This window comes from Pseudomonas capsici (assembly GCF_017165765.1).
GTDB lineage: Bacteria > Pseudomonadota > Gammaproteobacteria > Pseudomonadales > Pseudomonadaceae > Aquipseudomonas > Aquipseudomonas capsici.
This window is the reverse complement of record NZ_JAFGZD010000004.1, coordinates 1-26,647: the sequence shown is the minus strand read 5'-3', so window position 1 is coordinate 26,647 and position 26,647 is coordinate 1. Positions and strand designations below refer to the sequence as shown.

General features: G+C 59.4%; 21 protein-coding genes. 14 read left to right on the top strand and 7 right to left on the bottom strand.

What is annotated here, in order from left to right; translation table 11 throughout:
- Positions 1–24 precede the first annotated feature (24 nt).
- Positions 25–2,292: a TonB-dependent receptor gene (locus JSY17_RS06635; protein WP_206401586.1), complete on the bottom strand. Its 2,268-nt coding sequence runs from the start codon at positions 2,290–2,292 to the stop codon at positions 25–27.
- Positions 2,293–2,508: 216 nt separating this feature from the next.
- On the opposite strand from JSY17_RS06635, the gene JSY17_RS06630 reads away from it, so the two are divergent.
- Entirely contained in the window at positions 2,509–3,555 is a 1,047-nt protein-coding gene (locus JSY17_RS06630; RefSeq protein ID WP_117186091.1) for a LacI family DNA-binding transcriptional regulator, read from the top strand.
- A gap of 93 nt (positions 3,556–3,648) precedes the next feature.
- On the opposite strand, the gene betT is transcribed toward JSY17_RS06630, so the two are convergent.
- Together betT and epsC are read right to left on the bottom strand one after the other, a co-directional pair.
- Entirely contained in the window at positions 3,649–5,607 is a 1,959-nt protein-coding gene (gene betT, locus JSY17_RS06625; protein WP_206401604.1) for a choline BCCT transporter BetT, read from the bottom strand.
- 279 nt (positions 5,608–5,886) lie between these two features.
- Positions 5,887–6,840: a serine O-acetyltransferase EpsC gene (gene epsC, locus JSY17_RS06620; RefSeq protein ID WP_117181804.1), complete on the bottom strand. Its 954-nt coding sequence runs from the start codon at positions 6,838–6,840 to the stop codon at positions 5,887–5,889.
- Positions 6,841–7,037: 197 nt separating this feature from the next.
- On the opposite strand from epsC, the gene JSY17_RS06615 reads away from it, so the two are divergent.
- The 13 genes from JSY17_RS06615 to JSY17_RS06555 all read left to right on the top strand — a co-directional run bounded on the left by JSY17_RS06615 (position 7,038) and on the right by JSY17_RS06555 (position 19,861).
- Positions 7,038–8,036 carry a D-cysteine desulfhydrase gene (locus tag JSY17_RS06615; RefSeq protein ID WP_201015297.1) on the top strand — a complete coding sequence of 333 codons (999 nt, stop codon included), beginning with the start codon at positions 7,038–7,040 and terminating at the stop codon, positions 8,034–8,036.
- A gap of 150 nt (positions 8,037–8,186) precedes the next feature.
- Positions 8,187–8,984 carry a cystine ABC transporter substrate-binding protein gene (tcyJ, locus tag JSY17_RS06610; RefSeq protein ID WP_117181806.1) on the top strand — a complete coding sequence of 266 codons (798 nt, stop codon included), beginning with the start codon at positions 8,187–8,189 and terminating at the stop codon, positions 8,982–8,984.
- On the top strand, positions 8,981–9,649 hold the full coding sequence (tcyL, locus tag JSY17_RS06605; RefSeq protein WP_117167118.1) for a cystine ABC transporter permease: 669 nt from the start codon (positions 8,981–8,983) through the stop codon (positions 9,647–9,649). The genes tcyJ and tcyL overlap by 4 nt, the downstream gene beginning before the upstream one ends.
- A 3-nt stretch (positions 9,650–9,652) precedes the next feature.
- On the top strand, positions 9,653–10,396 hold the full coding sequence (gene tcyN, locus JSY17_RS06600; protein ID WP_117186088.1) for an L-cystine ABC transporter ATP-binding protein TcyN: 744 nt from the start codon (positions 9,653–9,655) through the stop codon (positions 10,394–10,396).
- Positions 10,397–10,875: 479 nt separating this feature from the next.
- Positions 10,876–11,601, top strand: coding sequence for a hypothetical protein (locus JSY17_RS06595; protein WP_122372412.1), 726 nt, complete (start codon positions 10,876–10,878; stop codon positions 11,599–11,601).
- A gap of 466 nt (positions 11,602–12,067) precedes the next feature.
- Complete coding sequence (locus JSY17_RS06590; RefSeq protein WP_263943127.1) at positions 12,068–13,240, top strand: SfnB family sulfur acquisition oxidoreductase; 1,173 nt, start codon at positions 12,068–12,070, stop codon at positions 13,238–13,240.
- A gap of 24 nt (positions 13,241–13,264) precedes the next feature.
- Entirely contained in the window at positions 13,265–14,458 is a 1,194-nt protein-coding gene (locus JSY17_RS06585; RefSeq protein ID WP_206401590.1) for an SfnB family sulfur acquisition oxidoreductase, read from the top strand.
- Positions 14,458–15,816 carry an LLM class flavin-dependent oxidoreductase gene (locus JSY17_RS06580; protein WP_206401591.1) on the top strand — a complete coding sequence of 453 codons (1,359 nt, stop codon included), beginning with the start codon at positions 14,458–14,460 and terminating at the stop codon, positions 15,814–15,816. Before JSY17_RS06585 ends, JSY17_RS06580 begins: the two co-directional genes overlap by 1 nt.
- Positions 15,817–16,000: 184 nt before the next feature.
- Positions 16,001–16,789, top strand: coding sequence for a MetQ/NlpA family ABC transporter substrate-binding protein (locus JSY17_RS06575; protein WP_117167112.1), 789 nt, complete (start codon positions 16,001–16,003; stop codon positions 16,787–16,789).
- Between the two features lies 1 nt (position 16,790).
- The gene (locus JSY17_RS06570; RefSeq protein ID WP_206401592.1) at positions 16,791–17,912 is read left to right on the top strand and encodes a methionine ABC transporter ATP-binding protein; all 1,122 of its coding nucleotides are present in this window, start codon (positions 16,791–16,793) and stop codon (positions 17,910–17,912) included.
- On the top strand, positions 17,902–18,546 hold the full coding sequence (locus JSY17_RS06565) for a methionine ABC transporter permease (protein ID WP_117167110.1): 645 nt from the start codon (positions 17,902–17,904) through the stop codon (positions 18,544–18,546). Before JSY17_RS06570 ends, JSY17_RS06565 begins: the two co-directional genes overlap by 11 nt.
- Positions 18,547–18,610: 64 nt before the next feature.
- The gene (locus JSY17_RS06560; RefSeq protein ID WP_206401593.1) at positions 18,611–19,237 is read left to right on the top strand and encodes a class I SAM-dependent methyltransferase; all 627 of its coding nucleotides are present in this window, start codon (positions 18,611–18,613) and stop codon (positions 19,235–19,237) included.
- A gap of 162 nt (positions 19,238–19,399) precedes the next feature.
- A complete protein-coding gene (locus JSY17_RS06555; RefSeq protein WP_201013473.1) occupies positions 19,400–19,861 on the top strand; it encodes a hypothetical protein in 462 nt (153 codons plus the stop codon).
- A 101-nt stretch (positions 19,862–19,962) separates the two neighbouring features.
- On the opposite strand, the gene JSY17_RS06550 is transcribed toward JSY17_RS06555, so the two are convergent.
- The 4 genes from JSY17_RS06550 to JSY17_RS06535 all read right to left on the bottom strand — a co-directional run bounded on the left by JSY17_RS06550 (position 19,963) and on the right by JSY17_RS06535 (position 26,266).
- A complete protein-coding gene (locus JSY17_RS06550; protein WP_206401594.1) occupies positions 19,963–23,010 on the bottom strand; it encodes an efflux RND transporter permease subunit in 3,048 nt (1,015 codons plus the stop codon).
- Positions 23,007–24,077 carry an efflux RND transporter periplasmic adaptor subunit gene (locus tag JSY17_RS06545; RefSeq protein ID WP_206401595.1) on the bottom strand — a complete coding sequence of 357 codons (1,071 nt, stop codon included), beginning with the start codon at positions 24,075–24,077 and terminating at the stop codon, positions 23,007–23,009. Before JSY17_RS06545 ends, JSY17_RS06550 begins: the two co-directional genes overlap by 4 nt.
- Positions 24,074–25,192 carry an efflux RND transporter periplasmic adaptor subunit gene (locus JSY17_RS06540; RefSeq protein WP_206401596.1) on the bottom strand — a complete coding sequence of 373 codons (1,119 nt, stop codon included), beginning with the start codon at positions 25,190–25,192 and terminating at the stop codon, positions 24,074–24,076. The genes JSY17_RS06545 and JSY17_RS06540 overlap by 4 nt, the downstream gene beginning before the upstream one ends.
- 105 nt (positions 25,193–25,297) lie before the next feature.
- Positions 25,298–26,266: an RHS repeat-associated core domain-containing protein gene (locus JSY17_RS06535; protein ID WP_206401597.1), complete on the bottom strand. Its 969-nt coding sequence runs from the start codon at positions 26,264–26,266 to the stop codon at positions 25,298–25,300.
- Between the last annotated feature and the right edge of the window lie 381 nt (positions 26,267–26,647).

Genomic DNA, 26,647 nt, shown 5'->3' with positions numbered 1-26,647 from the left:
TTGAGGGTTGTTGCACGCAACGGCTCAAAAATCCTTACGCAACTGCACACCGAAATAACGCTCGTCATCACGCGGTACTGCACGGTAGATGTAGTTTCCACCAGTGGCCAGCATTGGCGAATAAGACTTGTCAGCCAGGTTTTTGCCCAGCAACGCAACACGCCAGCCTGCGTTGTAGTCCGCAAGGGCAACACTCGCGTTCCAGATACCGTAGGCACCTTGTTTGGTGTCGGCGTTCTGGCTGATGTCGTACTGCACTTCGCTCTGCCAGCTGTAATCGGTACCCAGTTCGATATCCAGGCCGTTATCCAGCGGGATGGTGTAGTCGGCACGAACGTAGCTTTTCCAGTCCGGGCTGTAGGGCAGAGTCTTGCCATCGACGTTGCAGGACGCCGCCGCACCGGCCGGGCACGCGAAGCTGTCGATGCGTGCCTTGGTGTAAGCCAGGGCACCGGAAATTTTCAGGTTGGTGGTGGCCTGCAAGGCGTAGTCGAGTTCGACGCCCTCAGTGCTGACACTGCCCGCATTGATCAGGCGGGTTACCACTTGCCCGGCCACGCTGTCGAAGAAGTTCGCCTGATAGTTGTCGTACTCGCTGCGGAATACGGCCAGGTTGGTGGTCAGGCGATTGTTCCAGCTGGTGGCCTTGATGCCGACTTCCCAGGTGTTGGAGGTTTCCGGCTTGAGCGCCTCGGTATCGCGCGGCTGCATGTTGAAGAACACGTTATAGGCCGGGCCTTTGTAACCACGCGAGTAGGTGACATAGGTGGTTACCGCATCGCTGAGGTCGTATTGCAGACCCAGGCGGCCGGACTTGCCATCTTCATCCACGGAACCCGAGCTGCTGGTCGCTGGCTGGATACCGCTGACCGTAGTGGCCGAGGTGGAGACACGGCGGTGGTCGTATTCCAGCTTGTCGTGGGTCCAGCGCAGACCGGCGATGGCCCGGAAATCAGGCGTGAAGTTGAAGGTGGTTTCACCAAACACCGAGTAGCTTTCGTTGGTGGTGCTGTAGTCGGCAACGCCGCGATCCTGGGTGGTGGGCGTGATCAAGGTGCGCTGATAGGTTTCATCGCTCTTGCCATGCATGTAGAACAGACCGCCGACATACTCCAGGAACTCACCTTTGGGCGAAGCCAGACGCAATTCCTGAGAGTACTGGTTGTACTCCAGCTGGCCTTTGTCTTCGGTGCCGGGGAACGCGGCGGTGATGGTGCCCAGGCGGTCGCCATCCTGATATTGGGTATTGTCCCAGCCGCGCCAGGCCGTGATCGACGTCAAGGTGTAGTCGCCCAGTTTCCAGTCCAGTTGGCCGGACAGGCCCTTGTTGACGTCATCCACATGGCTGCGGTAATCGCTGACCACATCGCGGTTGTCGCTGTCGGCCCGCACAGGTGACAAGGCGCTGCTGAACGCTGGCGTCAGCGACTTGCTGACCACACCGTTTGGCGCGTCGTCATGAGCCTGCATGTAGTCGGCGATGAGGGTGAATGTGACATCGTCATTGGGAGTGAACTCCAGTTTGCCCCGTGCACCCTTGCGGTTATAGCCGTTGACCTCCTGACCGTTGAGCTTGTTGTCGACGTTACCGTCGTAGCTGCCGAACAGGGTCGTGATCGAGCCCTTGAGGGTCTGCGGGATCAGACTGCCACCGATACCGAAGCGCGTGCGGCTTTCATTGCCGCTGAAATAGGATTGATCGATGTAGCCATGAGTCTCTTCGGTCGGCGCCTTGGTGACCACGTTGAGCACACCGGCCGATGCGTTCTTGCCGAACAGCGTGCCCTGAGGGCCGCGCAGGACTTCGATACGCTCCAGATCCAGCAAATCCAGGGTTGCCTGGCCTGGACGACCGAGCACGACACCGTCGATGACCGTCGCAACAGTCGGCTCGACACCCGGCGATGTAGAAATAGTGCCCACGCCGCGAATGAACAGCGAAGTGTCCTTGTTGGAAGCGCCGGTACGGAAATTCAGGGTCGGGATCTGCTGCACGATGCTGGACACACCATTGCGGTTGTCACGCTCCAGTTGCTCGCCCTCGACCACGGAAACCGCGACAGGCACTTTCTGCAACGACTCTTCGCGGCGCGTGGCGGTAACGGTGACAGCCTTGAGCGTGGGCGCCTCGGCGTTCTGCGTGGCTTCGGTTTCAGCCATCGCCGGAGCCAGCGGCAAGGCCGCCAGACTCATCAGCAGCATGCCGCAACGACGTCCCCGCGCGGTGTTGGCCTGGTCGATGGCTTGCGCCAGAAGATTGTGTTTGACGCTATCCCCAAGTGTTGTGTGCATCTGCGTGCCTGCCTGATATGTGCCCTGGTCGGTCAGTGTTCACGCACTGACTTCTGAAATTGCCGGCTAACCGGGTTCGGGCATTCGCGGTGGCGAGTAGCAGACAAACCAGTTTGTTAGCGCTAACATCACCAGTATCAGTAACCGACACATAGATCGTCAAATACTTAAAAATTAGATTTATATTCCTTTTTCTTTTATACGAAGTGACTGCCCATGGCTGACGACATTCCTGCGACACGCAAACGCCGAGGCGCAGGCCGTGTGACCATCACAGGCGTGGCAAAGCAGGCAGGTGTTTCGGCCATTACCGTGTCGCGCTACTTCAACCAGCCGGATCAGGTTTCTCCCGAATTGCGCGAGCGTATCGCTGCCGCAGTCAATCAGTTGGGTTACGTGCCCAACCTGGTGGCAGGCGGCCTGGCCTCGGCGCGCAGCCGGGTCGTGGCCATGGTGATACCCAACATCTCGGGGCCGATCTTCGCCAATACCATTCAGGGTTTCAGCGACACCTTGAGCAAGCACGGTTTCCAGCTGCTGCTGGCCTCCAGCTACTTCTCTACAGAACAGGAAGAAAGCGCGGTGCGGGCGTTTCTGGGCTGGTCACCGGCCGCGCTGGTCCTGACCAGCCGCTTTCACAGCGAAGCGACTGAAAAGATGATCGAGCAGGCCGATATCCCGGTGATCGAAACCTGGGACCACCAGCCAGGCCGTAGCCCGATCCAGATCGGGTTCTCGCATTACGACGTGGGCGTCAGTGCTACACGCTATCTGCATGACAAAGGCTACCGACGCATCGCCTTCGTGCAGAACAGCATGGCGGGCGATTTCAGCGCCCTTGAACGCCGCGACGGCTACATCGCCACCCTGGAAACCTTCGGCCTCAAGCCCAGAGTGTTCGTTCCGGCAGAAGGGCTGGCACCCTTCGAGGCTGGCAAGCAGGCGATGGATACACTCATGAACGGCACCGACAGACCCGATGCCATCTTCTTTGCCAACGACAACCTGGCCGCTGGCGGATTGCTCGCCAGCCAGCGGGCAGGCCTGCAAATACCGCAGGATTGCGCCGTCATGGGGTTTGGCGACTACGCCTTCGCCCAAATGATGATGCCCAGCCTCAGCACCATCAAACCACCCGCCCTGGAAATCGGCGTCCTCGCCGCACAACGCGTACTGGAAAGCCTGGGAGTGCTGCCGCTGGAAGGGGAAATACAACGACTGAACCTGCTCGATTGCAGTCTGGTTGAGCGGGAGAGTACGTGACGCGGAAAGCTGCAAGCTGCAAGCTGCAAGCTGCAAGCTGCAAGCTGCAAGCTTTTGACTTGAAGCTTAAAGCTTGCAGCTTACGGCTTGCCTCTATCGCACCAAATGCAAGAACTGCATATGCCGCTCGTACTGGTCCAGTATGTCGTTGATGACCTGTTCCTTGGTGTAACCCACCAGATCGTAATCCTGGCTGCCTTCGCTCAGGTGGACTTCGGCTCGGTAGTAGCGCCGGTTGTTCAGTTGCTTGGAGCCCATGCCGCCGCGGGCGAAGGATGGGGTGAAGAAGCCTTTCATCTGTACCTGGTAAATGAACGGACGTTCTTCACCATGGCCGATTTCAAGGCTGACGGAGTCGTTGGACGGGTCCGGTTGAGTATCGACACTCAGACCCTTTTCCACGAACACTGCGGTCACGTCTTCAATCGCCGGGCGTACGGTCTGATCGAGGAAGCGATAGACCTCGTCCCGCGACGGATAGTGCACGGCCTGGCTCAAACGCTGCCTCCAGCCGCCACGTCGCGCACCGGAGGCCGGGGCCAGCGAATAGGTCTGGGCGATCTGACGCTGAGCCTCCATGAAGAACGCTTTGTGCAGCCCCCACATCATCAACAGCAGAATCAGCGAGAACGGTAGCGAGGTCAGCACAACGGCCGACTTCAGCGCATCGATGCTGCCGGAGAACAGCAACCCGCTGGTAATCACCGCCGTCGCCACACCCCAGAACACACGCAGCCATTTCGGACCGTCTTCGTCCGGGCCGCCACCCTTGGCCGACAGCGTGGACAGCACCACAGTCCCGGAGTCCGCCGAAGTGACGAAGAACACAAAGCTGATGAACACCGTCACCGCAATGACGGTCTTGCTCCATGGATAGGTTTCCAGCAGCAGATACAAGGTCATGGACGGGTCGTCGATAGCCGATTGCCCCAGAGCGGTCATGCCGTGGTTGAGCACTTGCTCGATGGCGCTGTTACCGAAAATCGACATCCAGGCAAGCGTGAAACCCAGCGGAATCAGCAGCACGCCAAAGACGAATTCGCGAATGGTCCGGCCACGGGAAATACGCGCAATGAACAGGCCCACAAAAGGCGCCCATGCAATCCACCAGGCCCAATAGAACACTGTCCAGCCGCCCAGCCAGCCATTGGCGTCGCGATTGTAGGCATAGACATCGAAACTCTTGACCGGCAGCGCGCCCAGGTAGTCACCGATGTTCTGCACCAGCGTATTGAGCAGATGCTGAGTGGGTCCGGCGAACAGTACGAACAGCAGCAATGCGCAGGCGAGCAGCATGTTGATGTCGGACATGACCCGCACGCCCTTGTCGACGCCCGAGACCGCCACCAGGATCGCAGCGCCCATCATCAGCGTGATCAGCCCGACCTGAATCCATTGGGTATGGGACACGCCGAACAGGTAATCCAGACCGGAGTTCAGGTGCAGCACACCGAACCCCATGTCGGCACCCAGACCGAAGATGGTCGCGATGATGCCAAAACCATCGACGGCGTAACCGATAGGACCATTGATACGTTTGCCGATCAGCGGATACAGCGCCGAACGCAAGGCCAGCGGCAGGTTGTGACGGTAAGCGAAATACGCCAGCGCCATGCCGACGAAGGCAAACACGCCCCAGCCATGCAGGCCCCAGTGCAGAAACAGCAACTGCATGGCCTGACGTGCCGACTCAGTGGTACTGCCCTCGCCCTGCGGCGGTTGCAGCATATGGGTCAGTGGCTCGGAAACGCAGAAGAAGAACAGCGTGATACTGATCCCGGCGGCAAACAGCATGCCTGCCCATGACAGGTAACTGAATTCGGGCTCGTCGTGGTCGGCACCGAGCTTGATCTTGCCGTAGCTCGACAAGGCGGTGACCACCACGAAGACCAGATACAGCGTCATGACAAGCATGTAATACCAGCCGACCGTATTGGCCGCCCAGTTCTGTGCAGCCAGTAGCCATTCGCCGCTGGCTTGCGGAAAGGCAATCACGGTAACGCCGAAAATCAGGATGACACTCGCGGCGAAGTAGAACACCGGAGCATTCATGCGGACCTGGCCGCTGGATGGGGAAACGGACGTACTCATGGGCGGTACGCCTCTGGATCAAGACGAGAAGCTCCAGAAATAGAGGGAAACACGAGAAGGACTCCTGGTATGAGCGGGCAGAAAACTACCTGCAAAAAACAAATCGCATACAGGGGAATGCGGGCTCAGACCGGGATATGACGCATGATGGCGCAGGATCGTTCCCTACGCCGCGGGAGCGAATCGGGCGGCAAGCTTCAAACTTGCAGCTTGAAGCTTGCCGCTTACAACTAACTACTGCTACTTCTGAGTCCCGTCATCCTGTTGCAGCAGGTTGGCCTGGGTCAGATTGCAGCCGGCCGGGACGCTGCGGGTCAGCCAGACGTTGCCGCCGATGGTCGAGCCCTTGCCGATGGTGATACGCCCCAGAATGGTTGCGCCGGCATAGATCACCACGTCGTCTTCGACGATCGGGTGGCGGGCATGACCTTTCTGCAACTGGCCATCTTCGTCCGCCGGAAAGCGCTTGGCGCCCAGCGTCACAGCCTGATAGATCCTGACCCGCTCACCGATAATGGCCGTCTCGCCAATCACGACGCCGGTGCCATGATCGATAAAGAAGCTCGGGCCGATCTGCGCGCCGGGATGGATATCGATACCGGTGGAGGAATGGGCGATTTCCGAGCTGATGCGCGCCAGCAGAGGCAGGCCGGCCCGATACAGGTGATGCGCCAGCCGGTGATGGATCACCGCCAGGATACCCGGATAGCACAGCAGAACCTCATCGACACTGCGCGCCGCCGGGTCGCCGTGATAGGCCGCCAGCACATCGGTATCGAGCAACAGACGAATGCCTGGCAAGGCAGTGGCGAAATCCTGGATCAGCTCCAGTGCCCGCTCGTCGATTCCCTGAGTCTCGCCGCCCTGCTGATGCGCCACATAGCGCAACTCCAGTCGGGCCTGGGCCAGGAGCGCATTGAGTGCCACGTCCAGGGTATGGCCGACGTAGAAATCCTCGCTTTCTTCGCGCAGATCCACCGGCCCCAGACGCATCGGGAACAAGGCCCCGCTCAAGGCTTCGAGAATCTCGCCCATGGCCGCCCGGGAAGGCAGCTCCCGACCACCATGCTCACCGCTCACCCGCCTGTTGCGAGTGCGCCAGTCTTCACGCGCACTGCGCAACTGGCTGACGATCCGCTGCAACTGCCAATGGCTGGAGCGGCCTGGGGCAGATGCTTCTGGAATATCGCTCACGCTGAACTCTCCTTGAGTCAAAGTAGGCAACCCGATGATGGCGGCCCCTGCGGCCTCCACTCTACGGCAAACATTTGCACGGAAAAAATAACAATTTGCGTAGGGCTTTGGCTGACATCACATAAAACACCGTGGGTTGCCGTGCAGGAACCGTCTGCATATAGTCCGATAACTCCCTTCTCGGCTTACCTATCAAGATGATCAAAAAACAGTTGGCTCGTTTCAACCGCCTCGACCTGATCGAAGCTCCCACCCCACTGGAAAAGCTCGAACGCCTGTCGACCTGGGCAGGCCGCGATATCTATATCAAGCGCGATGACACTACGACTCTGGCGCTGGGCGGCAACAAGGTGCGCAAGCTGGAGTACCTGGCTGCCGATGCGCTGGCCCAGGGTGCAGACACGCTGATTACCGCCGGAGCAATCCAGTCCAACCATGTGCGTCAGACCGCAGCACTGGCCGCTCGTCTGGGACTGGGTTGCGTCGCATTGCTGGAAAACCCTATCGGCACCGAAGACGCCAACTATCTGCACAACGGCAATCGCCTGCTGCTGGAACTGTTCGACGCCAAGGTCGAACTGGTGGAAAACCTCGATAACGCCGACGAGCAACTGCAAGCCCTCGCCGCTCGCCTGCGCACCAGTGGCAAGAAGCCTTATCTGGTACCGATTGGCGGCTCCAGTGCCGTAGGCGCGCTGGGTTATGTGCGTGCCGGGCTGGAACTCGCGGAGCAGATCAAGCAGACAGGCCTGGATTTTTCCGCCGTGGTGCTGGCCTCAGGCAGCGCTGGCACTCACAGCGGCCTGGCCCTGGCTCTGGCCGAGCAGTTGCCGGAACTGCCGGTGATTGGCGTAACCGTCTCCCGCAGCGAAGAAGCTCAGCTTCCCAAGGTTCAGGGCCTGGCCGAGCGCACGGCGGAACTGCTCGATATCGCCCTGCCATCAGCCTTCAAGGTGCAACTGTGGGACGAATACTTCGCTCCACGCTATGGTGAACCGAACGCTGGCACGCTGTCGGCAATCAAACTGATCGCCAGCCACGAAGGTCTGCTGCTGGACCCGGTCTATACCGGCAAAGCCATGGCCGGTCTGCTCGACGGCATCGGACGTCAGCGTTTCAATGATGGGCCGCTGATTTTCCTGCACACCGGCGGTGCACCTGCGTTGTTCGCTTATCCGGAGGTGTTCAGCGGCTGATAACCCAGCGGCTGACACATATACCGAAAGAAAACCCGAAGATGCTTTTTAGTTCTTTTTGTTTATAAGAAACACGATTTATATTCGCGACCGCTACACGCTGTCGCCAGGTCTGACTTGCCTGACATCTCATACAAACAAGGGGCTCGCATGAACATTTCCGCTATTCGTCGCACGTTTCTCTTCTCGGCTCTGACGCTGGTGCTGGGCACCGGTATTGCGGGGCAAGCCATGGCCGGCGAACAACTGCAAAAGATCAAGGACAGCGGCACCCTCAATGTGGGTCTGGAAGGCACTTATCCACCCTTCAGCTTCGTGGACGAGAACGGCAAGCTCACCGGCTTCGAAGTCGAGTTGTCCGAAGCTCTGGCCAAGGAACTGGGCGTCAAGGCCAAGGTACAGCCGAGCAAGTGGGACGGTATCCTTGCGGCCCTGGAATCCAAGCGTCTGGATGTGGTGATCAACCAGGTGACCATTTCCGAAGAGCGCAAGAAAAAGTACGACTTCTCCGAGCCCTACACCATCTCCGGCCTGCAGACGCTGACCCAGAAGAAGAACGCGGACACCATCAAGACGCCTCAGGATCTGGCGGGCAAGAAAGTCGGCGTAGGCCTGGGCACCAACTATGAGCAGTGGATCAAGGCCAATGTCCCGACAGCCATCGTCAAGACCTATGACGATGATCCGACCAAGTTTCAGGACCTGCGTGTAGGCCGTATCGACGCCATTCTGGTCGACCGCCTGGCTGCCCTGGAAATCGCAGCCAAGACCAAGGATGCCTTTGGTGTCGCGGGTGCTCCGTTTTCCCGTCAGGAATCCGGTATTGCCCTGCGCAAGGGCGAGCCTGAATTGCTGGACGCCATCAACAAGGCACTCGACAAGCTGCGTGCCGACGGCACCCTGGCCAAACTGTCGCAAAAGTACTTCAACGCTGATGTGACCAAATGATCGAAGAGAGCCTTAAGCTCGTAGCGGACTCTGCGCCCTTTCTGCTCAAGGGCGCGTACTACACGGTCATTCTCAGCCTGGGCGGGATGTTTTTCGGATTGCTGCTGGGCTTCGGCCTGGCACTGATGCGCCTGTCACGCTTCGCACTGGTGAGCTGGCCAGCCCGTGTCTACGTGTCGTTCTTCCGCGGCACGCCGCTGCTCGTGCAACTGTTCGTGATCTATTACGGCCTGCCACAACTGGGGGTCGAACTGGATCCGCTGCCTGCAGCGCTGATCGGTTTCTCGTTGAACATGGCGGCCTACGCCTGTGAAATCCTGCGCGCGGCCATCGGTGCAGTGGATCGCGGGCAATGGGAAGCGGCTGCCAGTATCGGCATGACCCGCTGGCAGACCATGCGCCGGGCGATCCTGCCGCAAGCGGCACGCACCGCCTTGCCGCCACTGGGCAACAGTTTCATCTCCCTGGTCAAGGACACGGCGCTGGCCGCCACCATTCAGGTGCCGGAGCTGTTCCGTCAGGCGCAACTGATCACTGCACGAACCTTTGAAATTTTCACCATGTACCTTGCCGCCGCGCTGATCTACTGGGTCCTCGCCTCGTTGCTTTCGCATCTGCAAAACCGTCTTGAAGCGAGGGTCAATCGGCATGATCTGGAGACCTGAAGCATGATCGTGGTTGAAAACCTCACCAAGGAATTCAAGGGTCAGCAAGTGCTCAAGGGCATCGACCTGCGCATTGAGGCCGGAGAAGTCGTGGCAATCATCGGCCCCAGTGGCTCGGGGAAAACCACGCTGCTGCGTTGCCTGAATCTGCTGGAAACCCCCACCAGCGGCACAATCAGGGTCGGCGATATCCAGATCGATGGCAGCCGCGCCTTGAGCCAGCAACAGAACCTTATCCGCCAGTTGCGTCAGCAGGTCGGATTTGTGTTTCAGAACTTCAATCTCTTTCCCCATCGCACAGCGCTGGAGAACGTTATCGAAGGCCCGGTGGTGGTCAAGAAGGTGGACCGGGAAAAGGCCGTAACCCTGGCTCGGCAACTTCTGGCCAAGGTCGGACTGTCAGGCAAGGAGGATTCCTACCCTCGCCGTCTGTCCGGCGGGCAGCAGCAACGGGTCGCGATTGCCCGTGCATTGGCCATGGAGCCTGAGGTCATTCTCTTCGACGAACCCACTTCTGCTCTGGACCCGGAACTGGTCGGTGAAGTGCTGAGCGCCATTCGGGCACTGGCCGAAGAGAACCGCACCATGGTCATCGTCACGCACGAGATGAGCTTTGCACGGGATGTGGCCAATCGGGTGATTTTCATCGACAAGGGCGTGATCGTTGAACAGGGAGAAGCCAAGGCCTTGTTCGCCAATCCCAGGGAAGAACGCACCAGGCAATTTCTGGAACGAACCAGAGCCTGATCCTACAAACTCCGTTCACACAAGCAGCGTCCGCAAGGGCGCTGTTCTTACCTGCCTTGCGCCGCTGCCCCGCATGGTTGCACACCACAACCACCTCTCTTTCCCCCACCAATACTGGATCGCGCCGCTTTTACAGCGAGCATGGCCGAAGGCTGTTACAGAGTAGGAAGCCAGATTGTTTAAAAGTAAACAGCATCGCTATATTCATGTAGGAATTATCTAATTTTTCAAAAGCACTTCATAACACTTCATTCGCATATTGACACTCCCACGCAAAACCCATTAGCTCACTCCGAACACAGAACTGGCACACTGGAAAGTTACAAGCCTCCATTAACACCCACTTGTAATATTTGCCACAACTCCAAACTCCCGGGCACTTATCGCCTTGTATTCTTTCAGATTGAGCCACTACAGAAAAACCACAAATTCTCTAATAAATAGTTACTGGCATTTCTGTTAACCAAGAGTATTCGAACATGAGCCAAACCTATTGCACCCACGGTTCCTCAAAGCTTTTACCCCCCTTCATTCCCCAGGCCAGTCGCCATGGCATCGGAGTCAGGATCGCGTCCCATCTGATGGTCCACATTCATCCCTACAGCGATATGGATGAAGGTGACCTGATCGAGCTGTTCTGGGATGGCTGTTACGTCGCGTCAAAGATCCTGACGGCAGCCGACATCGGCCATACCATCGCGCTGCGTGTGCCGGAAAGCTTTCTGCAAAACGGCAAGGCCCGCACTTACTACAGGATGATGAAAGTAGGCGGAACGCCCATCACTTCGCCCATCTGCAAGATCTGGGTCAAGCTGGACGCACCCGGCGGCCAGTTGCTGGGGCCGGTAGACGAGGAAAATCAGGGACTGGCACCGCTGTCACTACCACCTTCGGTGGTACGTCGCGGCTTGAGCACCCGACATATGAACAGCGGGTTGCCGATGACGATCGAACCCTATCTGAACATGGCTCCCCATGACGAAATCACCTTGCGTTGGGGTGACCTGCGCATGGATCTGCCCCCCCTGACTCTCGAAGACGTTGGAGAACCCATTGATGTTGTAGTGCCGGCAACCCTGATACGCGAGGCAGGCGGCGAACAGCTTGAGGCGACTTACTGTGTGATTGACCGTGTAGGAAACAACTCGCATTGGGCACCGCCACGGGAAATAAAGATCAGGAACTCAGGTGAACTCCTCCGGTGATCCTGAATAAACCGACTTTCATATACGCCAGCCCTGCAGGGACAATTTCACTCATGAAGCGCTGGCGTATTTCACATCATCATTTTTATAAAGCCCCACGAAAAATACGCCCATCCAACTCCCATTAACAATTTGTGCATATATAACTAACATCCAGCAAAAGTTCACGTTACCCCTCTGGCAGGGCAGCCATTCAAGGGCCGTCCGTGCAGCCAGCATTTGCCATCTATGCTTATTCCAAAATTCACGTTTTAAAATAATTGATACACGATTAGGGTATATACACCGGACCACCGGACTTCGCGATGTTCTCCTGCCGCCCACAGGCGGCGCCCGCTATGAGGTTCCGATGGTCTCTTTCACAATTACCCCTGTGGATAACACCAGGGCATTACCTGAAAAAACTGCCCGGCACACCCTGACTCCACAAGAGCCGGATGTTGCGCCCTTATTGATCCCGGCCAAGGTGTTGCACAACGACGCCCAGGCCATTGCCGCCGCCCATGAACTGGCCGGTATTGCCCGCCAGAATGCCGCCAGACGCGATCAGGAGCGCCGTTTGCCCTGGTCGGAAATCGAACAGTTCACCCGTAACGGACTCGGCAGTATTTCCGTTCCCAAAGCCTATGGGGGACCACAGGTTTCCTTTACGACCATTACCGAAGTGTTCCGGATCATCTCTGCCGCCGACCCGGCGCTTGGACAGATTCCGCAGAATCAGTTCGGCATTCTTCACCTGTTGCAGGACGCTGCTACCGAACAGCAGAAGAGAGCCCTGTTTCAAAGCGTTCTCGATGGCTGGCGCATCGGCAATGCAGGCCCCGAGCGGGGCACGAAAAACACCCTGGAACTCAAGGCGCGCATCACCGCCGACGGCGACCGTCTTGTCATCAACGGCCAGAAGTTCTATTCCACCGGTGCCTTGTTCGCTCACTGGGTAGCGGTCAAGGCACTGGATGACGAAGGCCGACAAGTCATGGCCTTCGTGAAACGCGGCACACCGGGCTTGAGCATCGTGGACGACTGGTCGGGTTTCGGTCAGCGCACCACAGCAAGCGGCACGGTGCTGCTGGATAACGTGCAAGTGGATGCCGAACACGTAATCGACAACTGGCGCCTGGCGTTGACGCCGAATATTCAGGGTGCGGTATCGCAACTGATTCAGGCTGCCATCGATGCCGGCATCGCTCGCGAAGCCATCGACGACACCATCACCTTTGTACGTGAACGCTCGCGTCCGTGGATCGACGCCAACGTCGAGCGGGCCAGCGACGATCCTTATGTCATCGCCGATATCGGCAAGCTGAAACTCGACCTGCACGCTGCCGAAGCCCTGCTTCGCAAGGCCGCGCAAACCCTCGACGAAGTGAGCGCTGCGCCCATCGATGAAGCAGCGGCTGCCCGCGCCTCCATCGCCGTGGCTCGCGCCAAGGTGCTGACCACGGAAATCTCCCTGCTGGCCAGCGAAAAGCTGTTCGAGCTGGCGGGCAGCAGCGCCACGCTGGCGCAGTACAACCTCGACCGTCACTGGCGAAACGCCCGCGTACACACCCTCCATGACCCGGTGCGCTGGAAATACTACGCCGTCGGCGCCTGGCACCTGAACGGCACCCTGCCTGCACGCCACTCCTGGATTTGAACCAGACAACTGGAGAACATCGCTATGAGCTTCACTCCATCCCCTGCCGTCATCACCAGTGACGCGCAGGCCCTGCAAGTGGCCAGCGAACTGGCGCAGACCTTTATCACTGACAGCGCATTGCGTGACCGCGAACGCCGTCTGCCCAATCCCGAACTCGACCTGTTCAGCCAGTCCGGCCTGTGGGGTATCAGCGTCCCCAAAGCCTTTGGCGGTGCAGGCGTTTCCAATGTCACCCTGGCCCAGGTGGTGCAGATCATCGCCCAGGCCGATGGCTCGCTTGGGCAGATCCCGCAAAACCATTTCTACGCCCTTGAAGTGCTGCGCGTGAACGGCAGCGAGCAGCAACAGGCCCGTCTGTATGCCGAAGTCCTGGCCGGCAAGCGCTTCGGCAATGCCCTGGCAGAACTGGGCACCAAAACCGCCAGCGAACGCACTACACGCCTGGAACGTGAAGGTGACGGTTATCGCATCAACGGTCGCAAGTTCTACGCCACGGGCGCACTGTACGCACAGCGGATTCCGACCTCGGTCATTGACGACGAAGGTGTGCAGCACCTGGCTTTTGTTCCTCACGACAGCGCCGGCCTGAATGTGATCGACGACTGGAGCGGCTTCGGCCAGCGCACCACCGGCAGCGGCTCGGTGGTGTTCGAGAATGTGTATGTCCGTGCCGAGGATGTCATCCCGTTCCAGAGCGCTTTCGAGCGCCCGACCACGGTCGGCCCGCTGGCACAGATTCTTCATGCGGCCATCGACACCGGCATTGCCCGTGCTGCCTTTGAAGACGCTCTGACATTCGTTCGAACCCGCACCCGGCCATGGATCGATTCCGGTATTGAAAAAGCCGTGGACGACCCGCTGACCCTGCATGCCTTCGGCAAGCTGGGCATCCGCCTGCATGCTGCCGAAGCCCTGCTCGAACGGGCTGGCGAGTACCTGGACATCGCCCAGGCCGACAGCAACGACCAGACACTGGCCGCTGCCTCCATCGCCGTGGCCGAGGCCCGGGCCATCAGCACGGAAATTTCTCTGGAAACCGGCAGCAGGCTGTTCGAGCTGGCTGGCAGCCAGGCAACCCTGGCCGAACACGGACTGGACCGCCACTGGCGCAATGCTCGCGTGCATACGCTGCATGATCCGGTGCGCTGGAAGTATCACGCCATCGGTAACTACTACCTCAACGACACCAACCCTCCGCGCCGGGGGACTATCTGATGGCCAGGAAAAAGATCCTGCTCAATGCGTTCAACATGAACTGCATCGGCCACATCAACCATGGCCTGTGGACCCATCCACGGGACAACTCCACCCAGTACAAGACCCTCGAATACTGGACCGAACTGGCCCGACTGCTGGAGCGCGGTCTGTTCGACGGGCTGTTCATCGCCGATATCGTCGGCGTGTACGACGTGTATCAGAACTCGGTGGATGTCACGCTCAAGGAGTCGATCCAGTTACCGGTCAACGATCCGCTGCTGCTGGTGTCGGCCATGGCCGCGGTCACCCGTAACCTGGGCTTCGGCCTCACCGCCAACCTGACCTATGAAACGCCTTATCTGTTCGCCCGGCGCATGTCCACGCTGGACCATCTGAGCCGTGGCCGGGTCGGCTGGAACATCGTCACCGGCTACCTCGACAGCGCGGCCAGGGCCATGGGCCTGACCGAACAGGTCGAGCATGACCGCCGCTACGATCAGGCCGACGAATACCTGGAGGTGCTGTACAAACTCTGGGAAGGCAGTTGGGAGAACGACGCGGTCATCAATGATCGCGAGCAGCGCATCTATGCCCAACCGGACAAGGTCCACAAGGTACGGCATAAAGGCGAGTTCTATCAGGTCGAGGGTTATCACCTCTGCGAACCGTCACCACAGCGCACACCCGTGTTGTTTCAGGCGGGCAGTTCGGAGCGCGGCCTGCAATTTGCCGGGCAGAATTCCGAATGCGTGTTTATCAGCGGCCAGAACAAGGCCGCGACCCGTGAGCAGGTGGACAAGGTGCGTGCCAGCGCCGTAGCGGCCGGACGCAACCCTGACAACATCAAGGTGTTCATGGGCATCAACGTGATAGTCGGAGCCACCGAAGCGATTGCACGTGAGAAACACGCCGAATACCGCAGCTACGCCAGTGCCGAAGCGGGCGTGGCGCATTTTGCGGCCTCGACCGGTATCGACTTTGCCCAATACGAACTGGATGAGCCGATCCAGTACGTGAAAAGCAACGCGATCCAGTCCGCGACGAAAAACCTCAAGAACAACGACTGGACCCGCCAGCGACTGCTCGACCAGCACGCCTTGGGTGGCCGCTATATCACGCTGGTTGGCTCACCCGAACAGGTGGCGGACGAGCTGGAATCCTGGATCGAAGAAACCGGCCTGGACGGCTTCAACCTGACCCGCATCGTCACTCCGGAAAGCTATGAGGACTTCATCGATCTGGTGATTCCCGAGTTGCAGCGTCGGGGCTCGTACAAGACCGCTTATGAAGAAGGCAGCCTGCGCCAGAAACTGTTTCCTGCAGGCAATGCACACCTGCCAGACAACCATGCTGGCTCAAGACACCGACACCGATAAATCACCTTGTGGGAGGCAGCTTGCTGGCGACTTCAGCGCACAGACGCAGAATATCTGCGGGTTTCAGGCCTTTTCGCCAACGGCCTCCCACAAGCTTTGTATGTGCCTTCACTGAGCGGCATTACCCCGTAAAAAGGCCAACCGCCGCGCTACCACCGAATTTTTCAAAACAACGGACAGCATCATGAAAAAACCCTTTATCGCCCTGGCCCTGAGCCTGTTGACCCTCACCGCCCACGCCGCCGATGCCCCCTTGAAAGTCGGCACCACTGCAGCCTTTGCCATCCCACTGGAGGCCGCTGTGGAAGAAGCCGCCAAACAGGGTCTGAAGGTCGAGCTGGTGGAGTTCACCGACTGGATCGCTCCCAACGTCACCCTCGCGGCGGGCGATATCGATGTGAACTACTTTCAGCACATCCCGTTCCTGACCAACGCCAACGAAGCCGCCGGTTACAACCTGGTGTCCTATGCACCGGGCATCATCAACAACGTCGGGCTGTACTCGAAGAAATACAAAAGCTTCGATGAGTTGCCCACGGGCGCCACCGTGGCCATTGCCAACGACCCGATCAACAGCGGTCGCGGCCTGCAACTGCTGGCCAAGGCAGGGCTGATCACGCTCAAGCAAGGCGTGGGTTACAAGGCCACCGAAGAAGACATCACCGCCAACCCGAAAAAGCTCAAGATCATTCAGGTCGAAGCCGTGCAACTGGTGCGTGCCTACGATGATGCGGATCTGGTCCAGGGCTACCCGGCCTATATCCGTCTGGCCAAGACCTTCCCGGCCGACTCGGCCATTCTGTTCGACGGCCTGGACCACCCGGAATACGTGATTCAGTTCGTGATCAAGCCTGAACGCAAGGACGACCCGCGCCTGGCCAAGTTTGTCGATATCTACCAGCACTCCCCGGTGGTGCGCGCATCGCTGGACAAGGTCAACGGCAAGCTCTATCAGCCGGGCTGGAAGGAATGACATGAACGCACTCGCGCAACGGCAAGAGCCGACCGCTCCCGCACATTCGGCCAGCCAGACCGAACTGCACCCGGACCTGAATCACGCCCATGTGCGCTTCAGCAACCTGGGCAAGATCTACCACGGCCAGCAAGGTCCGGTGCAAGCCCTGAGCAACATCGAACTGGCCATCCAGAAAGGTGAGATCTTCGGCATCATCGGGCGCAGCGGTGCCGGCAAATCCTCGCTGATCCGCACCATCAACCGTCTGGAACAACCCAGCAGCGGTCGGGTGCTGATCGATCAGGTGGACATTGGCGAATTCGACGAAGACAAGCTGGTAGAGCTGCGCCGACGCATCGGCATGATCTTCCAGCACTTCAACCTGATGTCGGCCAAGACCGTGTGGCAGAACGTCGAGCTGCCGCTCAAGGTCGCAGGGGTTCCCAAGGAGCAGCGCCAGCGTAAGGTCACCGAGCTGCTGGAGCTGGTCGGTCTGCAGGACAAGCACAAGGCTTACCCGGCGCAGCTTTCCGGTGGGCAGAAACAGCGCGTCGGCATTGCCCGGGCACTGGTGCATGATCCGGCCATCCTGCTGTGCGACGAAGCGACGTCGGCGCTGGACCCGGAAACCACCCAGTCGATCCTCGGCCTGCTGCGCGAGATCAACCGGCGGCTGGGCCTGACCATCGTACTGATCACCCATGAGATGTCCGTGATCCGCGATATCTGCAACCGCGTGGTGGTGCTCGAAAGGGGCCAGGTGGTGGAACAAGGCCCTGTGTGGCAAGTGTTTGGCAATCCACAGCATGAAGTGAGCAAAACCCTGCTTGCGCCGCTGCAACTGGGCTTGCCGAAAGCCTTGCTGGAGCGTCTGACACCGCAACCGCCCCATCCTGAAGCTTCACTGCTGCTGGACCTGATATTTACCGGCGTCAGCACAGAAGAGCCGGACCTTGCAGCCCTGTTCGCAGCTCTGGGTGGCCAGGTGAAGTTGTTGCAGGGCGGCGTGGAGCGTATTCAGGAACGTGCCGTCGGGCATCTGATCCTGTCGATCAATCGCTCGCCCCACAGTCGGGAAGAGTTGCTGACCCGCGCACGTCAGCATGCGCCACAAGCGGAGGTATTGGGTTATGTGGGTTGATCGTTTGCTGCAAGGCGTGCTCGATACCTTTCTGATGGTCGGCGTGTCCTCGTTCATTGCCCTGCTGCTGGGCATTCCGATGGCGGTGATTCTGGTCACCAGTTCCAGGGGCGGGATCTACGAAGCGCCGGTATTGAATCAGGTACTGGGGGCTTTCGTTAACCTGTTTCGCTCGATTCCGTTCCTGATCCTGATGGTCGCACTGATCCCGTTCACTCGTCTGATCGTCGGCACCAGTTATGGCGTCTGGGCGGCTGTAGTGCCGTTGACCATTGCCGCAACGCCCTTCTTCGCGCGTATCGCCGAAGTCAGCCTGCGCGAAGTCGATCATGGCCTGATCGAGGCGGCACAAGCCATGGGCTGCCGTCGCTGGCACATCGTCTGGCATGTGCTGCTGCCTGAAGCCTTGCCGGGCATTGTCGGTGGTTTCACCATCACCCTCGTCACGATGATCAACTCGTCGGCCATGGCCGGTGCCATCGGTGCCGGTGGGCTGGGGGATATCGCCTACCGCTACGGCTATCAACGCTTCGACACACAGATCATGCTCACCGTGATCGTGTTGCTGGTGGTGCTGGTGGCCGCCATTCAACTGGGCGGCGACCGTCTGGCTCGGGTTCTGAACAAGCGCTGAGCCATTGCTTCGGTCCGGGCTGGGGGTATATTGACGTCCTCCATTGCCCGGACAACCGTTTGCCATGAAGCTCGACGCCCAAGATCTCGCCCATATCACCGCCGTCACCGTCGGCCATTACAACCAGGTGGCCGAAGACTTCCGCGAAGGCACCCGCGACCACGACGTCAGCCAGAACATTGCCGCCCTGTTGCGGCATATCCAGGGGCCGACACCCTGGCAGATTCTGGATTTCGGCTGCGGACCGGGCCGTGATCTGAAGACACTCAGCGCCCTGGGACATGTCGCGGTGGGTCTGGACGGCAGTGAACAGTTCGCCCGGATGGCTCGGGAGGACAGCGGCTGTGAAGTGCTGCACCAGAATTTTCTGGAACTGGACCTGCCCGTCGCCCGCTTCGATGGCATCTTCGCCAATGCCGTGCTGTTCCACATCCCGAAACAGGAACTGCCCAGAGTCCTGCGCCAGCTGCATGCCACGCTCAAACCGGACGGCGTGCTGTTCAGTTCAAATCCGAGAGGCCAGAACCAGGAAGGCTGGAAAGGCGAACGCTACGGCTCGTATCACGACCTGGAAGCATGGCGTGAACTGCTGACCGAAGCAGGCTTTGTGGAGCTTGAGCATTACTACCGGCCTGCCGGACTGCCACGGGAACAGCAACCTTGGCTGGCAAGCGTCTGGCGACGGCTCTGAACATCACCGAGAAACGATCCAGCGACTTGACGAAAAACAGCGATTCCTATTGCGTGCCCTGCGTGACTGGCATTTTTGTCAGTATCGGCGCAGCGGCAAAGCGCCAGGATGGGCCCGAAAAGGTATTCGCGGCCCGAACGTTAATCGATCAAGGACATGATCATGGCAACGCAATATATTCAGAACGGCAACTTCAGTAACGATTTCGAGCACTGGAAAGCCGCAACGGGTTTTGAACCCGACTTCAAACCCCACGGCGATGGACAAAGCATTCTGCTACCGGTTGCAACGGTTATCAGCCAGTCCTTGCCGGACCTGCCGGGCAAAACCCTGCTGATCGAATTCGATGCCTTCAGTGACAATCCCCATGTAGACGAGGCCATATTTGTAGTCAGCGTCGGTGGCTTCAACGCTGACGGCGTGGCCCAGGTTTCGCCAGTCAGCGGGATCGCGACACCGGACTGGCAACGCTTTACGGTGAACATGTACTTTCAGGAAAACCTGAGCTATTGCTTCCTGAACGTCTCGACACCGCGCCCCGCCCTCTCTGACAGTATTTCAACCAGAACACCTTCCATGAGCCCTGTCAGGTTCGGCGACTTCAGCCTGCTCGATGCCGGATAACCTGTAGATACCGTCTTTACATTCGTCGCCAGCAAGCTGCCTCCCACGGTCCTCTGACTGACTTGCAACACTTAACGAGGACAGAGCCAATGAATTCGTGCCTACGCCGACTTCGGCTCCTTGATCTTGTACCAGGCCACATACAGGGCTGGCAGGAACAACAGGGTCAGCAAGGTGGCGATGATGATGCCGCCAATCATGGCGTAAGCCATCGGTCCCCAGAACACTTCGCGGGCGATGGGGATCATGCCCAGGCTGGCCGCTGCCGCCGTCAGCAGGATCGGGCGGCGGCGGTGCTCGGTGGCTTCGACCACAGCATCCCACGGCGAGTAGCCGCTCTCTTCATAGGCATGGATCTGGGTCACCAGAATCACCGAGTTGCGGATGATGATGCCAATCAGCGCCAGCACCCCGAGAATCGCCACGAAGCCCAGTGGCGTGCCGGTCGGGATCAGCGCCAGCACCACACCGATCAGGCCCAGCGGCGCGACACTGGCCACCAGGAACATCTTCTGCACGCTGTGCAACTGGATCATCAGGAAGGTCGCCATCAGGAACAGCATCAACGGCACGACACTGGCAATCGGCCCTTGCGCCTTGCTGCTTTCCTCTACCGTACCGCCGGTCGCCACCTTGTAGCCGACCGGCAAGCCAGCAGCGAATTTCTCGATTTCCGGCTTCAGTTGATTGACCAGATCGGTCGGCTGGATCTCGTCGCGAACTGCGCCTTTCACCGTGATGGTCGGTTTGCGGTCGCGGCGCCAGACCAGCGGCTGCTCCAGTTCGTAACCCACCGTGGCAAAGGCCAGCAACGGAATCGAGGTTCCGGCCGGGGTCACGATCTGCAGGTTCTGCAGGGTTTCCGGTGTACCGCGCTCGGCATCCTCGGCACGCCCCACCACGTTGATCAGGTAGATATCGTCACGCACCTGAGTCACCGCCGAACCGCTGACCACGCTGTTCATCAGTTGCGCAACATCTTCGGAAGACAGCCCCAACTGCCGCGCCTTGTCCTGATTGATATCGATGCGCAGCACCTTGCCCGGCTCGTTCCAGTCGTAGATCACCTCGCCGACGTGTGAGTTCTTGCCCAGCAACGTGGCCAGTTCGATGGCGTGCTGGCGAACCTTGTCGATGTTTTCGCCGCTGACCCGATACTGCAAAGGACGTCCGACTGGCGGCCCCATTTCCAGCGGCTGCACATAGGAACCGATACCGACATATTCATCGCGCAGGCGCTTCTGCAGCCGTGCGGTCAGCGCACCTCGCTCCTCAAGCCCTTTGCTGACGATGACCAGTTGGGCGTAGAACGGGTTTTCCAGTTGCTGATCCAGCGGCAGGTAGAAACGCACCGCGCCCTGGCCGATGTAAGTGCTCCAGCGCTCGATATCGGGATCGTCCTTGAGGCTGGCTTCGAAACGGTCCACCACCTGACGCGTCTCGTTGATCGAGGCGTTCTGTGGCAGGTTCAGATCAACCAGGATTTCAGGACGGTCCGAAGAAGGGAAGAACTGGTTCTGCACGAACTGCATCGAGAACAGCGACGCGGCAAACAGCAGGATCGTCATGCCGATTGCCAGCCAGCGATGACGCATGGCCCACAACATGCTGCTGTTGAATGCCCGACCTACACGGCCCGGCTCTTCGGACTTGGGCTTGATGTTGCTGCTCAGAATGTGAACGCCGATCACCGGCGCAAACAGCACGGCCACGATCCATGACACCAGCATCGCCACGGCAATCACCGCAAACAGCGTAAAGGTATATTCCCCCGCCGAACTGTCGTTCAGACCAATAGGCACGAAGCCGGCGACCGTTACCAGCGTGCCGGTCAGCATCGGGAAGGCGGTCGAGGTGTAGGCATAAGTCGCGGCCTGCTCACGGGTTTCGCCCATCTCCAGGCGTGTGACCATCATTTCCACGGTAATCATGGCGTCGTCCACCAGCAGCCCGAGGGCGATGATCAACGCCCCGAGGGAAATCCGCTGCATGGTGATGCCGCTGTACTCCATGAACACGAAGACCATCGCCAGCACCAGCGGAATGGAGCAAGCCACCACCAGACCGGCACGCACACCCAGGCTGACAAAGCTGACCACCATCACAATGATCACCGCCTCGAACAGCGCGCTGGTGAAACCGCCTACCGCCTTGTCCACCACTTCGGCCTGATCGGAAACCTTGTGCACACCCACGCCCACCGGCAATTCGGCGGTGGAGATGTCCATGCGCTCATGCAATGCCTTGCCGAACTCCTGAATGTTGCCGCCTTTCTGCATGGCGATGGACAGACCGATGGCCGGTTTGCCGTTGTAGCGGAACAGCGGCTTGGGCGGATCGGTATAGCCTCGGGTGATGTCGGCAATATCGCTCAGACGATAGAAACGGTCATTGAGCCTGAGGTTGACGGCAGCCAGATCCTTTTCCGACGCGAACTGCCCGGAGGTACGCACGGAAATCCGCTCCGGCCCGGCCTCGATCACGCCCGCCGGCGTGACAGCGTTCTGGGATTGCAGGCTTTGCACCACCTGACGCTGATCCAGGCCCAGAGCCGCCAGCTTGCGGGTGGAGAAGTTCAGGTAGATCACCTCATCCTGCTGGCCGATCATTTCCACCTTGCCAAGGCCCGGGACTTCACGGATATCGGCGCGGACCTTCTCGACGTAATCGCGCAACTGGCGCATCGAGAAACCATCGGCGGTAAAGGCGTAGATCGAGCCGAACACATCACCGAACTCGTCGTTGAACGCCGGCCCTTGCAAGCCTTGGGGGAACTGCCCGCGAATGTCGTCGATCTTCTTGCGCACCTGATACCAGATCTGCGGTATTTCCTTGGCATTGGTGGTGTCGCGCAGGTAAACGAAAACCGTGGACTCGCCGGGCCGGGTATAACTTTTCACGTAGTCCAGCGAGTCCAGCTCTTCGAGCTTTTTCTCGATGCGATCGGTCACCTGCTGCAGGGTTTCGTCCACGGTCGCGCCGGGCCAGCGGGTCTGGATGACCATGGTCTTGATGGTGAAGGACGGGTCTTCTTCACGCCCAAGCTTCATGTAGGAAAACACGCCCATCAGCAGGGCAACGAACATCAGGTACCAGACAAACGACTGATGCTTGATGGCCCACTCGGACAGATTGAAACTCCCTTTCATCGCGGGCTTTCCTCATCGACTTTGACTTTCTGCCCCGGTTTGAGGCTGTTGACGCCCGCGCTGACCACCTTCTCACCGGCCGTGATTCCGCCCGCCAGCAGAAAGCTGTCGCCTTCGCGGCTGACGACCTTCACCTCTCTGGGGTTTACCGTCTGGCTTTGCGGGTCGATGATCCAGACCCGGGCTTTGCCGTCGATGTCCTGCAAGGCCGTGATCGGCAGGCTCATGCGCGGGGTAGTGGCGGAACTCAGGGTCACACTGATCGCTGTACCGAGCCGCAATGCCTGCGGCGTGTCAGTCAGGGTCAGACGTGCCCGCCGCGTACGGGTCGAACGGTCGGGCTGCGGCTCGATCTCCCGGGGTATTGCGGTGGTTTTCACTTGCGGATCAAGCTGGCTGGCTACGTTGAACACCACATCGGCGGGCAACTGATCGACCAGCGAAACCGGCAAGTCGATCACCGCTTCCTTGATATCGGGTCTGGCCAGGGTCACGACCTCCTGCCCCGCCGTGACGACCTGTCCGGCTTCAGCCCTCCACTCGGTAACCACCGCATCGTGGTCAGTGCGCAATTCGCTGTAGCTCAACTGGTCATTGGCCTGCCGGGCAGCAGCTCTGGCCTGATCCAGCGAAGAGCGTGTGGTTTTCAGTTCGGTCAGGGCATTGTCCAGTTGCGCCTGTGCGCCGACGCCACGATCAAACAACTCCTGCTGGCGACGGGCATTGGCCTGGGCATTGATCCACTGCGCCTCGATTCGGGCCAGATCGCCCTGGCGAGCGCGCACATTATTCTGCTGATCGGTAGGGTCGAGGGTCGCAAGCAGGTCGCCCTTCTTCACTTCACTGCCCACATCGACATGGCGGGACGCGATACGTCCCGGCACCCGAAAACCCAGCACGCTCTGGTAGCGCGCCTCGATATTGCCCGCGAAACGTCCGAACTCCAGCTGCGAATCGGGCCGGGCCTCGACAAAGACCACTGGCCGAACCGGCTCGGGTGGCGTTTCATCCTTGCCACAACCGCTCAACAGCAGACCGCTCAACAACAGGCAGGTCAGACGCTTCATGGCTGCACCCGAGCATGTTGCTGCTGTGATTGATCGGCAATTTCGACTTGCATGTCCGGGTGCAATAACTGTCCGCCTGCAACCACGACTTTCTCTCCACTCTTGAGCCCGTCACCGATGATGACTCTGGACGTCAGGTAACGGGCGACCTGAACCTTGCGCAGATTGACCTTGCCCTGCTCGTCCACCACCCAGACGGCGGGCTTGCCCAGGTGCTCGCCAAGGTCCTTGGTCAGGGCCGACCACGGCAGTTCGACGCTGGTATTGGCAGGAGCACTCAGGGCCACGCTGACCACCGAGCCCAGATCCATGCCTTCGGGCAACGGATCGAGCGCGACCTTGACCTGCAGGGTTCCGGTTTGCGCCGAAACCGCCGGGGTCACTTCACGCACCTTGCCGCTGACCTTGATGGCCGGGTTGTCGAGCAGGGTCACTTGCACCGGCTGATCAGTCGGCGGCTGAACGAATAATGATTCGTAGACATTGAACACCGCGTCACGCTCGCCATCGCGGGCCAGATCGAAGATCGGCACGGTGGCCTGCACCACTTGCCCGACCTCGGCCTGACGCGCCGTGATGACGCCCGGCGTATCCGCAACAAGCGCGGTGTAACTCAACTGCTCACGAGCATTGGCCAGTTGCGCCTGGGCGGCTTTCAGCGCGCTCTCGCTGCCACGCAAGGCTGCCTGGGCCGAATCGTATTCGCTGCGACTGGTGTAGCCCTTGGGCAGCAGCTTTTCCTGACGCCCGAACGCGGCGCGCGCCTGAGTGACCCGCGCCTGTTCGGCGGCCACCGACGCAAGCGCCGAATCGACATTGATCTGCAAGTCCTTGGGATCGAGCCGGGCGAGCACCTGATTGGCGGTCACACGATCACCGACGTCCACATTACGCTGGATGATCTTGCCATTGACCCGGAATGAAAGCCGGGTCTGCACCCGGGCCTGAATATCGCCGGTCAAGGCAACGCTGGCGGCAAAGTCGGCAGTCTTCACCGTCTGGACATAGACCCGCGGCAGATCGGGAGCGGCCGGTTTTTCCTGGCCACAGCCAGTCAGCAACACCATGGCCGCGGCAAGGCCAAGCATAACCAGTCCAGAAGAACGAGCAGGCATGCAGACTCCTTTTGCGGCTGCCAGATGCGAGAGTGATATCACGAGAAAGGAACGTGAACATGCGACTGTGCGCAGGCGAGAGGGTTCCTTGCGGTGCTCAAGTCTTCAGACGGTGGATTCGCGTATGCGACTGGCAAGTGTGGGCAAACGCTGCAAGTCTTCTGCTGACCCGGTAGCTGTTTCACGAATCAGCACTGGCTTCCCGTGCTGAGCTACCGCCCTCTGCAAGCTCACCAGGTTCTTCGGATTCCGGGCGGCGATCACCGTGCCGACCCGTGTGCTGGAAGCCATCACGCCAAGCGTCAGCGCGCCCCATCCCAGAGGCTCCAGCACCGGGGAATCAGGAGCGACCTCAGCCACGATCTGCCGCGTGATACCAAGCGTCGCGCCTGCCACTGCACTCCCGCCCGTCACCATGGTGGAAATGCTACCGGCACTGAAAAACCCGGCCTGCGCAGCTTTCACAGACAACATGAAAGGCAGGGAAGGAAACAGGGTGACGGTGGCGCTCACCAATGCAGCCACACTAAGGGTTATGCCGACGATGAACTGCCAGGACACCTGTCCCGTCGGATCATGACGATTGATCGGATCACCCAGGCAATAGGCATAAGGGTTCAAGCCGCCCTCGCCAAACGGGCTCAGGCTGTCCGGACTGTTGAAGCGCATCAGGGTCGGGTTATAGGCGCGATACCCCTTGCCCAGCAGATAGTGGCCCGTGAGGGGATCGGGACGCTCCCCATTGAAACCGGGCAGATGTCCGGGCGGAGCATGATGACCGTAGGGCGCATAGGCGATGGTGGTGTACTGACCCGAATCTGCCGCATGGAGCACACTGCCAGCCTGATCGGTGGCGGCCAGGGTCGTAGCGAGTTTTTTGCCGATCATCCTCTGCAATGCCAGCAACTGATGCTCTCGGTGGGAAAAACTGCGCTGCTCGGCACCCTGGATTTCACTGGCCAGTCTGTCGGCGCGATAGAACGTCCGAGTGAGTGCATCGGCAGTCGACGTGCGGGAAGCGAGACGATCCAGAGGATCATATTCATAGCGGCACAGGACGATTTCATGGGGCATGGCAAGGCACCATTCCGGGCAGTGTGAACGAGCAAGGCCAGCCTCACCCGCACCTTCACAATGAACCCTCATGCAAGTAGTTGGCTACCCGTAGAAATGACAGTACCGCCGCAAAAGCGCACACAGCAGAAAAGACGAAGGATGTAATTTCGACAACAGAGATAACACATCGCCATTATGCGCAAGAAGTTGCACACTTTTCTGTGGATAACATGTGAGCAGTTCTCTATACCCCATGCCAATCAAGGCCCACAGAGAAGTGGGGGGGGGGGGGGGGGGGGGGGGGGGGGGGGGGGGGGGGGGGGGGGGGGGTGGGGGGGGGGTGGGGTGGGCAAGGCCGCAAGAAAAAAACAACAACAAAAAAAGCGAGAAAGAAAGTTT

Bases quoted from the DNA above. Each gene is read 5' to 3' on its own strand.
- JSY17_RS06630 (WP_117186091.1), top strand. From the start codon at position 2,509: ATGGCTGACGACATTCCTGCGACACGCAAACGCCGAGGCGCAGGCCGT.
- JSY17_RS06565 (WP_117167110.1), top strand. From the start codon at position 17,902: ATGTGGGTTGATCGTTTGCTGCAAGGCGTGCTCGATACCTTTCTGATG.
- JSY17_RS06635 (WP_206401586.1), bottom strand. From the start codon at position 2,292: ATGCACACAACACTTGGGGATAGCGTCAAACACAATCTTCTGGCGCAA.
- JSY17_RS06570 (WP_206401592.1), top strand. From the start codon at position 16,791: ATGAACGCACTCGCGCAACGGCAAGAGCCGACCGCTCCCGCACATTCG.
- JSY17_RS06555 (WP_201013473.1), top strand. From the start codon at position 19,400: ATGGCAACGCAATATATTCAGAACGGCAACTTCAGTAACGATTTCGAG.
- betT (WP_206401604.1), bottom strand. From the start codon at position 5,607: ATGAATGCTCCGGTGTTCTACTTCGCCGCGAGTGTCATCCTGATTTTC.
- JSY17_RS06550 (WP_206401594.1), bottom strand. From the start codon at position 23,010: ATGAAAGGGAGTTTCAATCTGTCCGAGTGGGCCATCAAGCATCAGTCG.
- JSY17_RS06595 (WP_122372412.1), top strand. From the start codon at position 10,876: ATGAGCCAAACCTATTGCACCCACGGTTCCTCAAAGCTTTTACCCCCC.
- JSY17_RS06540 (WP_206401596.1), bottom strand. From the start codon at position 25,192: ATGCCTGCTCGTTCTTCTGGACTGGTTATGCTTGGCCTTGCCGCGGCC.
- tcyJ (WP_117181806.1), top strand. From the start codon at position 8,187: ATGAACATTTCCGCTATTCGTCGCACGTTTCTCTTCTCGGCTCTGACG.
- JSY17_RS06535 (WP_206401597.1), bottom strand. From the start codon at position 26,266: ATGCCCCATGAAATCGTCCTGTGCCGCTATGAATATGATCCTCTGGAT.
- JSY17_RS06560 (WP_206401593.1), top strand. From the start codon at position 18,611: ATGAAGCTCGACGCCCAAGATCTCGCCCATATCACCGCCGTCACCGTC.
- JSY17_RS06545 (WP_206401595.1), bottom strand. From the start codon at position 24,077: ATGAAGCGTCTGACCTGCCTGTTGTTGAGCGGTCTGCTGTTGAGCGGT.
- JSY17_RS06615 (WP_201015297.1), top strand. From the start codon at position 7,038: ATGATCAAAAAACAGTTGGCTCGTTTCAACCGCCTCGACCTGATCGAA.
- JSY17_RS06580 (WP_206401591.1), top strand. From the start codon at position 14,458: ATGGCCAGGAAAAAGATCCTGCTCAATGCGTTCAACATGAACTGCATC.
- JSY17_RS06575 (WP_117167112.1), top strand. From the start codon at position 16,001: ATGAAAAAACCCTTTATCGCCCTGGCCCTGAGCCTGTTGACCCTCACC.
- tcyN (WP_117186088.1), top strand. From the start codon at position 9,653: ATGATCGTGGTTGAAAACCTCACCAAGGAATTCAAGGGTCAGCAAGTG.
- JSY17_RS06585 (WP_206401590.1), top strand. From the start codon at position 13,265: ATGAGCTTCACTCCATCCCCTGCCGTCATCACCAGTGACGCGCAGGCC.
- tcyL (WP_117167118.1), top strand. From the start codon at position 8,981: ATGATCGAAGAGAGCCTTAAGCTCGTAGCGGACTCTGCGCCCTTTCTG.